This is a genomic window from Marinobacter sp. MA (assembly GCF_048298425.1).
GTDB classification, from domain to species: domain Bacteria; phylum Pseudomonadota; class Gammaproteobacteria; order Pseudomonadales; family Oleiphilaceae; genus Marinobacter; species Marinobacter salsuginis.
In genome coordinates this window covers 3463043-3475633 of the sequence record NZ_CP103058.1, presented here as the reverse complement: position 1 = coordinate 3475633, position 12591 = coordinate 3463043, and the positions used below count along the sequence as shown (strand labels likewise).

Genomic DNA, 12591 nt, shown 5'->3' with positions numbered 1-12591 from the left:
GACCAGAATGGTCAGTACTGTTCAACCTGGCTGAGTGCTTCCTCGATGCTGAGACCGATTACAGCCACGCCGATGGCTGACTTCCCGTGGCCGGGTACCACTGGCGTGCTGGCGGTGATCTGAAATCGGGCCGCGGAGGTGTCATAGCGAATCGGGGATATGTACAGCCGCCTTTCGGCTTCGGTGCCGGTGACCCGGTTTTCCATTACCCTCTGGAACTTGGGTTCGTCACCCTGCCAGTAGTCAGATGTTAGCTGGCTCATCGCCGCTAGAGTTCCCATGTCGTTGATCAGCATTACCTCGGTAACAAGGCCCCTGTGAGACTCCTGCCAGGCCAGAAGTGCCCTGGAGCCGGGCAGCGCGAGGATCCTTTCGGCCAGATCCGGCGTTGTGACCGGCACCAGCGCTTGCCACTGACTGTCGATGGTCATGACATCGGTAAAGCTTTCCTGCCTGGGGCCTGCCTCAATGATCTGGTTGATGTCCAGAACGCTGTTCATTTCTTTGAACAGGCGCCCCGATAGTTCCGTGATTCGGCGTGTTTCCTCTTCGGACAGTGCGAGCTGACCGGCCATGCAACTGTTCAGAGTACGGTTGAAAGTGCCAAGAAAATCAGGATAGTCGGAAACGAACGCTTCGCTCAGGTACAGGTAAAGCGGCGCGTAACGGACAAAATTCGCAGTCAGTTGTGTTGCTTCTGAATCGTTTTCGTAACGCAAACGATTCATCACGCGCTCATCCATCAATGCCGTATCGATTCGGCCTCGTTCGAGCAGCGCAAGCAACTGCGAGGGCGAAGACACGCTCAGAAAGATGGCATAGCCGTTGGCTTCCAGCCAGGCCTCTTCGTTGCTGCCGGCCACGACTCCGATTCGCAGGTTGTCGGTAAACGCTTTATTGCCCCCGGTGAAAAAGTACCATTTCTCCAGAGCCACCGGATCGCTGCGCCTGGCTATGTTGTCGAGTTCGGCGGAGGGATCAATGGCAAAATAGCCATCGATCATGTTGCGTTCCAGCGAGTGTATGGCGCGATTCTGGGGCGTAATCCGAATACGCGTTGCCCAGCCAGCGCGGTTTGCGGCACAAACCACCGTGTCGGCGGTTTCGCCGGAAATTCGATTGCCTCCACCCTTTTCCTGGCTTGCCACCTGGTAGGGTGGGCTTTCAAAAGTGTAGAGGTTCAGTGTCGGAGGCTGGGCCTGACACACGGTTGAATACAGTATTGTTGTCAGACTCAGAGCGAGTCGAAGGTTCATCGTGAAGGCAGCATCCGTGATGTTAACAATCCTAATGTCAGGCTAGCACCAATGTGGGGCTTTTGCTGCACAACGTTAGGACATATTCTGATAGGTATGAATAACAACAAAGTCCAACCCATGAATGAAAGAAAAGCATCGATACTGGTAGTGGATGACGACGCTGCGATCCGTGAGCTGCTGGAAGAGCATCTGACCCGGGTCGGGTATGAGGTCAGGACCGCGGGCGACGGCGATCAGATGCGTCAACAGCTGGATTCGGCTCATGTTGACCTGATTGTTCTGGATGTCATGTTGCCCGGCGATGACGGTTTCACCCTGTGTCGGCAGATTCGTGAACACAGTCGGGTGCCGATCATTATGCTCACGGCGAGCTCCGACGAAACTGATCGGGTTGTTGGGCTAGAGCTGGGCGCCGATGACTACCTCGCCAAACCCTTCAGTGCCCGGGAGCTACAGGCCCGAGTCAAGGCGCTTCTTCGCAGGGCCAGCTTCAGTCGATCCGACAACCCCCGCTACGTCGTCTTTGATCGATGGCGTTTAGATACCCTGGCCCACGAACTGATCGACGAGAATCAGCAGGGCACGGCGCTGTCCGGCGCAGACTTTGCCCTGCTCCAGCTGTTTCTCAGTCATCCCAATGAAGTGCTGGACCGTGACACTATTTCTGACGTTACCCGTGGCCGTGAATCCATGCCCCTGGACAGGGTGGTGGATGTGGCGGTGAGTCGTTTACGGCAACGGTTGGGCGATCAGGGGCGTAATCCCAGGTTGATCAAGACTGTGCGGGGCGCCGGCTACCTTCTGGCGGCAACGGTGACCCATGTTTCCGAGTAGGGAAGGTCGATCGGAGGAAAGAAACTGGCGCTGGTTTCCCTCCTCACTGCTCGGGCGGGTGCTTCTGCTTACGCTTTTGGCAATGGCGAGTGCCCAGATTATTTCCAGCGCCGCCTGGATTGCTACATTCCGGGCCCAGCAGGTTGAGGGTCTGGTGGCCACCACCCGTAACCTGGCGCAGTCGGCTGCTGCAACGGCGCAATTCTTCAATTCGCTTCCGCTGGAATACCGTCATATCGTGCTCGATCAGCTACGGGACATGGGCGGGACCCGCTTTTTCGTCTCTCTCAATGACAAACGTATCGATATGAAGCCTTTACCGGACACTGAGCGGAAACGGCTGGTAACGGAAGAGGTCGAAACGGTACTTCGCAAAAGACTGGGTAATGAGATCAACCTCTACGTCGACTTTGTGGATCCAGCCGATTTGAGGATCCTGAACACTGAGTTGCCACTTGATGCGCTGCCACAGTCCTGGGCCCACTATGCACTGACCTTGGAGCCCCTGAATCCACCAGTGTTGGTTACCCAGGTTGAAGTCGCTGACGGCGAATGGCTATACCTGGCCGCGGCACTGCCGGCCCCCTTCGTGTCGCTTGAGGATGAGGGTATTCCCGGGCAGCAGGTCCTGTTCCTGGTGGTAATGATCGCCATACTGTTTCCGGTACTTGCATGGCTGATCCGCCAACAGACGCGTCCGCTACGCAAGCTGGCCAAGGCCGCCCGGGATCTGCCCCTGGAGGATGATCAGCCCCCACTGGTGGAAAAGGGCAGTGCGGAGATTCGGGCAGTGACCCGAAGCTTCAATACCATGCGTCGCCGATTGCAAAGTTACATCAGCGACCGGAATCAGCTGTTCCGTGCCATTTCCCACGATCTCAAAACCCCGATCACACGGTTGCGTTTGCGGGTGGATCTGATTGACGACGACGTTATGCGCGAACGCCTGGAGGCTGATCTCCATGAGCTGGAGCTACTGGCAAAAAATGCCCTCCAGTCCATGAAAGACACCGATATACACGAAAATGCCGAGCCCGTGGATGTGGAGCGTATGCTTCGGGGAATGGCAGAAGCCTATCAGGGCGACGGGCCCGACAGGGTGATCGTGCAGGGCCACTGCAGCCCTTATCGGGGCAAGCCTCTGGCTCTGAAACGATGCCTTGGAAACCTGGTGGATAACGCCGTCAAGTATGGCAACACAGCCCTGGTGCGAATTGAAGACATGGCGGGCCAACTGGTGATCCACGTGGAGGATGAGGGCCCCGGTGTTTCCGAGGAACAGTTGTCCCGCATCTTCGAGCCGTATTACCGGCTGGATAAAAACCAGCACCAGGGTTTTGGTCTCGGTCTGGGAATAGCCCGTAACATCGCACAAAGCCATGGCGGTGACCTGGAGATCAGTAACCGCCCCGCCGGTGGGCTGCATGTAGAGCTTAGTTTGCCGCGCCACTGACAGCCCATGTAACAACCCTGTTACATGGCTATTTCCCTTTGATACGTAGAGTGTTCGTTTCTTGCCATAGACTCCATCGTTGCCAATAAAACAAAAACAAGGAGTCAAGAATGCTCAATGTTATCGATGGCACTACCCCTGCAAAAAGAACACCTATCGCACGTCTGTTGCCCGCTGCGGTTGGCCTGGCATCGCTGGGTCTGATGGCCGGACAGGCGCAGGCCCAGGACCAGACGGTCGAAGAGCGGCTCGCGGCCCTTGAGGCAAAGCTGGCCGAAGTGGAACCGAAGGCCAGTGGCCTGGAGGGCTTTTCGTTCAATACCTATGCCCGGTCCGGGCTGCTTCTCAATGGCGACCTGCAAAGCGCACAGGGTGGTCCTTACCTGACCCCCGCGGGCTCCGTTGGTGGCGCTGTGGGCCGCCTCGGCAATGAGCCTGATACCTACCTTGAAGCCATCCTGAACTACAAACAGGTGGCCGAGAACGGTACCAGATCCCACTACCGGCTGATGATCGCCGATTCCACAACGTCTTCGAATGACTGGACCGCCGGCGATGGCGCTCTGAACGTTCGTCAGGCCTACGTGGAATTCAGTAACCTGGCCAGTTTTTCCGGTGTTTTCGAGGAGGCCGCGATATGGGCTGGCAAGCGTTTTGACCGGGACCTGAATTTCGATATCCACTGGCTCGACAGCGACATCGTTTTTCTGGGTGGTCTGGGCGCGGGCGTCTACGACGTGACCTTTGCGGACGGCGTAAAGTCCAACTTCTCCCTCTACGGCCGAAGCTTTCTGGAATTCCCTTCCGACATTCAGGACCAGGACATCACATCAGACACAGACAACCTGATCCTTACCGCCAATAACTACTTCGGTAACGTGCAGTTTCTGATCAATGGCATGAAGGCCCAGGAAAACGATCTCCGCGTGGTTGGTGGTGTCACTGAAGCTGCCGAAACCGGCTTGCACACCATGCTGGCGTATCACGGGGACAGTTTCTTCGGGCTGTCAGACGGTAACTTCAAGGCCGCGGTCATCCACGGCACCGGTCTGGGTGCCGAAACCAAGAACATCGGCGCTGATGGCGACCTGCATGAGGATGCAGTCAGCACCCGTGTTGCTGTCTACGGCACCACCTATCTCAGCGAAAGCTGGCGGTTTGCCCCGGCGATTCTGGCGGAAACCAGTGAGGACCGTTACATCAAGGGCGACGAATACCAGTGGCTGACCTTCAATGCCCGTGTTGCCCAGGAACTGAGTGCGAATTTTGAAATGCAGTACGAGGCCTCCTGGCAGACCATGGATCTCACCACCCTCGGCTACCAGGGTAGAAATTCCGTGGATGGCGACTACAGCCGTTTTACGGTAGCGCCCACCTTCAAGCCCCAGGTCGGCGGATTCTGGAACCGTCCGGAAATCCGCGTGTTTGCAAGTTACTCAACCTGGGATGACGAGCTTGAAACCTACGCTGCTGGCGATGCACTTGGCGGCGACAGTGATTTCGAAAGCAGTCAGTGGACCTTTGGTACCCAGATGGAAATCTGGTTCTGAACCTGATCTGGACAACAAAACAGGAAGGAATTGACCATGACTAAGTTCAAGAAAACGCTTGCTGCTGCAGCCGTATCTGCAGCCTTGCTTCCCACCCAGGCCATCCAGGCGGGCGAAGTAGAAGTTCTGCACTGGTGGACCGCTGGCGGTGAAGCCCGGGCCGCGGCTGCACTGAAGGAAATGATGGAAGAGCAGGGCCACACCTGGAAAGACTTTGCCGTGGCCGGTGGTGGCGGTGAAGCGGCCATGACTGTGCTCAAGACCCGCGCTGTTTCCGGCAACCCGCCGGCTGCAGCCCAGATCAAGGGCCTGGATATCCGGGAGTGGGCCAAGCTGGGCTTTCTAACCAGCCTGGATGATGTGGCCGAGGCCAACAACTGGGATCAGCTGATTCCGCCGGTTATTGCCGATGTCATGCAGTACGAGGACAGCTATGTCGCCGTACCGGTGAATGTGCACCGGGTTAACTGGCTTTGGGCCAACCCGGAGGTACTTGAGAACGCCGGGGTTTCCTTGCCCACGACCCTCGAAGAATTCTACGCCGCGGCCGAGAAGCTGAAAGCCGATGGCATTGTTCCCCTGGCCCATGGTGGCCAGCCCTGGCAGGACGCAACGGTTTTCGAGGCCGTGGCTCTTGCGGTCATGGGCCCGGAAGACTTTGCCAGTGCCTTCGTTGAGCATGACATGGACGTGATTAACAGCGCACAGATGGAAGAGGTCTTCGCCGAGTTTGCCAAGGTGATGAGCTACGTGGATGACAATGCAGCCGGCCGTGACTGGAACACCGCCACCGGCATGGTTATTCGAGGCGAGGCGGCCATGCAGATCATGGGCGACTGGGCCAAGGGGGAGTTCACTGCTGCTGGCCTGACTCCTGGTGAGGATTACATCTGTGCCCCGGCCCCAGGTACTGGTGGCCAGTTCACCTTCAACGTCGACTCGTTCGCCATGTTCAGCCTCAGCGATGAGGACAACACCAAGGCGCAGAAAGACCTGGCCCGCACGATCATGGAGCCAGAGTTCCAGACCGTGTTCAACAAGGCCAAGGGCTCGATCCCGGTCCGTACCGACATGGACATGTCCGGCTTTGACACCTGCGCCCAGGCGTCCATGGACACGTTCAAGAGCAGTGCTGACGACGGCGGACTGGTGCCCAGCTTTGCCCATGGCCTGGCCACCACCAGCTATGTGCAGGGCCAGATCTTTGACGTTGTCACCAACTTCGTGAACTCCGATAACAAGGATCCGGCCACGGCCACCGATCAGCTGGCAGCGGCCATCCAGGCGGCGCTCTGATCCGGTAGGGGCCACCCGTCCGGGTGGCCCCCTATCCTCTCGGGAGACTCATCATGGAACACACTCAACGCCAACCTGCCAGGGTGGCCCGGGCGCCGTCACGCTTTCTGGACGCGTTGCAGCGCTGGCTGCCAAAGCTGGTTGTGGCACCCACATTCGTTCTTATCGGTGTTGGCATATACGGCTACATGCTCTGGACCGGCGTTCTGTCGTTCACCAGCTCCAGCTTCCTGCCGGTTTATGACTTTGTCGGCTTCGATCAGTACGCCAAGCTGATGGCCAACGACCGCTGGCTGACCGCCTCTGTCAATCTGGGCATTTTTGGCGGCCTTTTCATTCTCAGTTGCCTGGTTATTGGCGTGATATTGGCGATTTTCCTGGATCAGCGGATTCGTCAGGAAGGTGCCATCCGCACCATCTATCTCTACCCCATGGCCCTGTCGATGATTGTCACCGGCACCGTCTGGAAATGGATCCTCAATCCCAGCCTCGGGCTGGAAAAGCTGATGCACGACTGGGGCTGGACGTCGTTCAGCTTCGACTGGCTGGTGAGCTCGGACATGGCCATCTATACCATCGTGATGGCCGCGGTCTGGCAGGCATCAGGCTTCGTCATGGCTCTGTTCCTGGCCGGGCTTCGCGGTGTGGATTCATCCATTATCCGGGCCGCCCGGGTCGATGGCGCCAGCCTGCCGCTGATCTACTGGAAAATCATCCTGCCGTCCCTGCGGCCGGTATTCTTCAGTGCCGTCATGGTACTGGCCCACATTGCGATCAAGAGCTTTGACCTGGTGATGGCCATGACCGCTGGTGGTCCGGGCTATTCCACCGACCTGCCGGCGGTATTCATGTACGCCCACACCTTCACCCGCGGCCAGATGGGCCTGGGTTCCGCCAGTGCCATGTTGATGCTTGGCGCCATCCTGGCATTGATCGTGCCCTACCTGTACTCGGAACTGAGGGAGAAACGCCATGACTGATGTCGTTCGCACCGGCTTTCGTCCGAGCCGCGTGGCCATCTACGGGCTCTTGCTCCTGGCCGCCCTAGTCTACCTGATTCCGCTGTTCATCATGCTGGTGACCAGCTTCAAGACACCCATGGATATCCGCACCGGCAACCTGATGGCCCTGCCCACGGAGTGGACTACCTTCGGTTGGACCAAAGCCTGGTCCGAGGCCTGTACCGGGGTCCAGTGCGAAGGGATCAGTGGGTATTTCTGGAACTCGTTCAAGATGACCGTGCCCGCGGTACTGATTTCCACGTTGCTGGGTGCCTTCAACGGCTATGTGCTGTCCAAGTGGAAGTTCAAGGGCTCTGACCTGTTCTTTGGCATGCTGCTGTTCGGCTGCTTCGTGCCGTTCCAGGTGGTTCTGTTACCGATGGCAGCCACCCTGGGGAAACTGGGCCTGGCCAACACAACAACTGGTCTGGTGCTGGTGCACGTGATCTATGGGGTGGCCTTTACCACGCTGTTCTTCAGAAACTATTACGTGGCCATTCCGGATGCCCTGATCAAGGCAGCGCGCCTGGACGGTGCCGGCTTTTTCACCATTTTCTTCCGCATCCTGCTGCCCATGTCCACACCCATTTTCATGGTGTCGCTGATCTGGCAGTTCACCCAGATCTGGAACGACTTCCTGTTTGGCGTGGTGTTCGCCAGCGGTGATAGTCAGCCCATCACCGTGGCGCTGAACAATCTGGTCAACACCAGCACCGGGGTAAAGGAATATAACGTGGATATGGCGGCGGCCATGATCGCGGCGTTGCCCACACTGGTGGTCTACATCGTCGCCGGCAAATATTTCATCCGGGGTCTGACCGCCGGATCTGTGAAAGGTTGATCTGAGAGGATAACAACAATGTCTCAACTGGAACTGCGGAGCATCCGCAAAACCTATCCGGGCGTGGCCGAGGAAACCCTAAAGGGGATCGACATCGACATCGCCTCCGGTGAATTCATCATTCTTGTGGGCCCGTCCGGCTGTGGCAAGTCCACGCTGATGAACACCATCGCCGGTCTGGAAACGATCAGCGACGGTTCGATAGTGCTCGACGGCAAGGACATCTCCACCATGGAGCCCAAAGACCGGGACATCGCCATGGTGTTCCAGTCCTACGCCCTTTACCCGACCATGTCCGTGCGCGAGAACATCGCCTTCGGCCTGAAGATTCGCGGTCTGCCAAAGCACGAGATCGATCAGGAAGTGGAGCGCGTGGCCGATTTGCTGCAAATCTCCCAGTTGCTCAACAAGAAGCCGGCCAACCTGTCCGGCGGCCAGCAGCAGCGGGTCGCCATGGGCCGGGCACTGGCCCGGCGGCCGCGCATCTACCTGTTTGACGAGCCGTTGTCCAACCTGGACGCCAAGCTGCGGGTGGAGATGCGTACCGAGATCAAGAAGCTGCATCAGCGCCTGAAAACCACCATCGTGTACGTAACCCACGATCAGATCGAGGCGATGACCCTGGCGGACCGGATTGCCGTGCTCAAGGACGGCGAACTGCAGCAGCTGGGCACTCCAAAAGAGGTCTATAACACCCCTGCCAATCTGTTTGTGGCCGGTTTCATGGGGTCGCCGGCCATGAGCTTTGTGACGGTGACAGTGGCCCAGGGAGAACAGGGGCTGTATGCTGAGGTACGGGGAAACAATGGCGGCACCCTCAGGCTTCCGGTGCCGGATTACCTGGCCAACCGGGTTGGAAAAAAGGTGATTCTCGGTATCCGACCGGAGCACATCACCCAGCCCCAGGATCAGAAGAACGACCAGTCTCTGGTGGCGAAAGGTGAGTTCACGATTGAAGTCACCGAGCCCACCGGTCCGGATGTGATCGCTCTGATTCAGCTGAACGATACCAACGTCCATTGCCGGATCGACCCGGAGCACCCGGTGACCTGGGGCGAGACTGCCGAGCTGATGTTCGATATGAAAAAGGTCGTGTTCTTCGATCCGGACACAGAAAAGCGGATCGCCCCGCACTGACTGGCTGTTGCGGCTTTATAGTTGCTCCACGTTCGCCAGCAGGTATTCGGCGCGCTGGAGCAACGCTTCCCGTTTCTCGGGTTTCTGCTTGTTCCAGTTCCTGTACATCATGCCCATTCGCGGGTTGTTGGCGAAGTCGTCCCGATGGCGATCTATGAAATGCCAGTACAGGGCGTTGAACGGGCAGGCGTCCTCTTCGGTGGCCTTGTTCACCTTATAGTGGCAGTTGGCGCAGTGGTCCGACATGCGCTGGATGTACTTCCCGCTGGCGGCGTAGGGCTTGGAGCCCAGGTAACCGCCATCGGCGTGCATCACCATGCCTAGCACGTTGGGCAGTTCCACCCAGTCGTAGGCATCGGCGTAGACCGCCAGGTACCAGTCGCAGATTTCCTCTGGTTTGATGCCTGCCAGCAGTGCGAAGTTGCCGGTGACCATCAGCCGCTGGATGTGATGGGCGTAGGCGTTGCGGCGGGTGGCATCGATGGCCTTGTGCATGCAACGCATTTTCGTATCCCCGGTCCAGTAGAACCAGGGTAGGGAGCGGGTGTTGCCCAGGCGATTCTCCTGGGCATACTCCGGCATGTTCATCCAGTAAATGCCCCGAACAAACTCCCGCCACCCCAGGATCTGCCGGATAAAGCCCTCCACCGCGTTGATCGGTGCCCGTCCCGAATACCAGGCCTGGGCCGCCGCTTCGCAAACCGTTAGCGGATCCAGCAGCCCGGAGTTGATATAGGGCGACAGGATGGAATGGAACAGCCAGTCTTCAGTGTCGGAGATCGCGTCCTGGTAATCGCCAAAGCAGGGCAGGGCATAGTCAATGAAGTGCTCAAGCGCCGCCTGTGCGTCTTCCGCCGTCACGGCGAAGTGGAAGTCGTCGGTGGTGCCGAAATGATCGGCAAGATGCTCGTCCACCAGCGCGATCACCTCCCGGGTAATGGCATCCGGTTCCACCCGAAAGGTCGCCGGGGCCGGCGGCTTTCCGGTCCACTTCTTGCGGTTGTCGGCATCGAAATTCCACTGCCCGCCTTCCGGTTCACCATCGGCGGTCATCAACAAACCGGTCTTGCGCCGCATCTCCCGGTAGAAGAACTCCATCCGCAACTGTTTCCGGCCTTCGGCCCAGTCCGTAAATTCCTGCTTGGTGGCAATGAACCGTGTATCCGGGCGGATCTCCACCGGCACTCCGAGGCGTTCATGCCAGCCACTGATCTGTTCGTGCAGCCGCCATTCCCCGCACTCGGTGGTGATGACTTTTTCCGCGTTGATACGCTCCACCTGCTCGCAAACCACCGCTTCGAGGCTCTGGTGCTTGTTGTCCGGGTGATACGGCTGGTAGTGCACCTGCCAGCCATCGCTCTCCAGTTGCCGGGCAAAATGGCGCATGGCGCTGAACAGCAGCACAATCTTCTTCTTGTGGTGATTGGTGTAGCTGGCTTCGTCATGAACTTCGGCCATCACCACCAGATCCCGATCCTTGTCGGCGCTGTCGAGAGCGCTGATGTTTCTCGTTAACTGGTCGCCGAGAATCAGAATCAGGTTGGCCATGGTGGGGGAATCCTCCAGTCAGTAAGCTGCGGGCTATGCCCACAAAGGGGTAAACCAAGTACGCCAAGAGCCCAAGGGTGGTTCAGTATCCAGGCTGGTAAACTCAAACCATCAGTCACCTGACCCGAATCAAGAAGCCAGCCAAAGGATTGCCCTAGAATGCCGGCAAATCCTCGATGCCCCCGTTATACCCCAGAGCGCTTATTATGACCTCCACACCCGCACTCAAAGCCCAGGACTCAACACTGCCAGAATTCATCTGGGATGACGCCCTGATCCGCCGCTACGACCTGAGCGGCCCGAGGTACACCTCCTATCCCACGGCCGTCGAGTTCAACCAGAACTACCCGATTGAAGAGATGGTCAAGGCTGCGGCCCGCAGCAAGGCCAGCAACCGTCCGCTGTCGCTCTACACCCACCTGCCGTTCTGCGCGCACCTCTGTTACTACTGCGCCTGCAATAAGGTGATCACTAAGAAGCGCGACAAAGCCATGCCCTACGTGGAGCGGGTGCTGAAAGAGGCGGCCATCCAGTCAAAACTGTTCGGGGCCGACCGGCCGGTAACCCAGCTGCACTGGGGCGGCGGTACCCCCACGTTCCTGCCAAAAGATGTGATGGAGCACCTGATGGCGGGATACGGTGAGCTGTTCAACCTGCAAACCGGTGATGAGCGGGATTACAGCGTGGAAATTGATCCGCGGGAAGTGGACCAGGACACGCTGCCCACGCTCTGGAAACTTGGCTTCAACCGGATCAGTCTGGGGGTACAGGATGTAAACCCTGAGGTTCAGAAAGCCGTGAACCGCATCCAGCCGAGGGACATGACCGAAGCCGTCCTCAACGAAGCGCGGCGCATCGGCTTCCGGTCCATCAACCTGGACCTGATCTACGGCCTGCCGTATCAGACGCCGGAAAGTTTTGCCGAGACACTGGAAGCGGTAATCGAGATGTCTCCGGACAGGCTGTCGGTGTTCAGCTATGCCCACCTGCCGGACCGCTTTTATCCGCAGACCCGGATTCAGGGCGACACCTTGCCCAGTCCGCAGCAGAAGCTGACCATCCTGCACAACACCATCAATCGCCTGCTGGACGCCGGTTATGAATACATCGGCATGGACCATTTCGCCAAGCCGGACGACAGCCTTTCTGTGGCACAGCGCGAAGGCCGCCTGCACCGGAATTTCCAGGGCTATACCACCCACTCCGAATGCGACCTGGTGTCGCTCGGTGTTTCCGCTATCGGCCAGACCGACGATGCCTATTTCCAGAACAATCACGACCTGCCTTCCTGGGAGGCCGCCATTGATGCCGGTCAGTTGGCCATCACCAAGGGCGTGAATCTGACTCGCGACGACCGGATTCGCCGCTGGGTGATCGGCCAGCTGATCTGCCAGTTCCGGCTGGATCGTCAGCTGTTTGCAGATGTCTGGCAGGAAGATCTGAACCGCTATTTTGCCGATGAGCTCAGCCGTCTGAAGCCCATGATTCAGGATGAGTTGATAGCAGATGATGGCAATGCGCTTCAGGTTCAGCCTGCCGGCCGTCTGCTGATCCGGGCTATCTGCCAGATCTTTGATCTCTATCGCAAGGAAGGCGCCAGCCAGCGGTTCTCCCGGATTATCTGATAGGCGGGAACCGAAGACGGGGTCAGATGAAGGCTTTCATCTGACCC

Annotated in this window: 10 protein-coding genes; 8 read left to right on the top strand and 2 right to left on the bottom strand. The window is 58.2% G+C overall.

Features of this window, described 5'->3' with window-relative positions; all coding sequences use genetic code 11:
- Positions 1 to 11: 11 nt before the first annotated feature.
- A complete protein-coding gene (locus NUW46_RS16130) occupies positions 12 to 1256 on the bottom strand; it encodes a substrate-binding periplasmic protein (protein ID WP_418140679.1) in 1245 nt (414 codons plus the stop codon).
- Positions 1257 to 1376: 120 nt separating this feature from the next.
- Between NUW46_RS16130 and NUW46_RS16125 the strand changes: the two genes are divergently transcribed.
- From NUW46_RS16125 to NUW46_RS16095, 7 genes are all read left to right on the top strand, one after another.
- Positions 1377 to 2093, top strand: coding sequence for a response regulator (locus NUW46_RS16125; protein ID WP_222465308.1), 717 nt, complete (start codon positions 1377 to 1379; stop codon positions 2091 to 2093).
- Complete coding sequence (locus NUW46_RS16120) at positions 2080 to 3546, top strand: ATP-binding protein (RefSeq protein ID WP_418140678.1); 1467 nt, start codon at positions 2080 to 2082, stop codon at positions 3544 to 3546. Before NUW46_RS16125 ends, NUW46_RS16120 begins: the two co-directional genes overlap by 14 nt.
- 110 nt (positions 3547 to 3656) lie before the next feature.
- Positions 3657 to 5096 (top strand): carbohydrate porin, encoded by a 1440-nt coding sequence (locus tag NUW46_RS16115; protein ID WP_418140677.1) that lies wholly within the window; start codon positions 3657 to 3659, stop codon positions 5094 to 5096.
- A gap of 36 nt (positions 5097 to 5132) precedes the next feature.
- The gene (locus NUW46_RS16110; RefSeq protein ID WP_418140676.1) at positions 5133 to 6392 is read left to right on the top strand and encodes an ABC transporter substrate-binding protein; all 1260 of its coding nucleotides are present in this window, start codon (positions 5133 to 5135) and stop codon (positions 6390 to 6392) included.
- A 53-nt stretch (positions 6393 to 6445) separates the two neighbouring features.
- The gene (locus NUW46_RS16105) at positions 6446 to 7372 is read left to right on the top strand and encodes a carbohydrate ABC transporter permease (protein ID WP_136629281.1); all 927 of its coding nucleotides are present in this window, start codon (positions 6446 to 6448) and stop codon (positions 7370 to 7372) included.
- Entirely contained in the window at positions 7365 to 8234 is an 870-nt protein-coding gene (locus NUW46_RS16100) for a carbohydrate ABC transporter permease (protein ID WP_418140675.1), read from the top strand. Before NUW46_RS16105 ends, NUW46_RS16100 begins: the two co-directional genes overlap by 8 nt.
- An 18-nt stretch (positions 8235 to 8252) precedes the next feature.
- Positions 8253 to 9371 carry an ABC transporter ATP-binding protein gene (locus NUW46_RS16095; RefSeq protein ID WP_069181798.1) on the top strand — a complete coding sequence of 373 codons (1119 nt, stop codon included), beginning with the start codon at positions 8253 to 8255 and terminating at the stop codon, positions 9369 to 9371.
- A gap of 15 nt (positions 9372 to 9386) precedes the next feature.
- On the opposite strand, the gene NUW46_RS16090 is transcribed toward NUW46_RS16095, so the two are convergent.
- Positions 9387 to 10919: a cryptochrome/photolyase family protein gene (locus tag NUW46_RS16090; RefSeq protein ID WP_418140674.1), complete on the bottom strand. Its 1533-nt coding sequence runs from the start codon at positions 10917 to 10919 to the stop codon at positions 9387 to 9389.
- 206 nt (positions 10920 to 11125) lie between these two features.
- Here NUW46_RS16090 and hemN point away from each other — a divergent pair, with 206 nt between their 5' ends.
- The gene (hemN, locus tag NUW46_RS16085; protein WP_418140673.1) at positions 11126 to 12544 is read left to right on the top strand and encodes an oxygen-independent coproporphyrinogen III oxidase; all 1419 of its coding nucleotides are present in this window, start codon (positions 11126 to 11128) and stop codon (positions 12542 to 12544) included.
- The last annotated feature ends 47 nt before the right edge of the window (positions 12545 to 12591 follow it).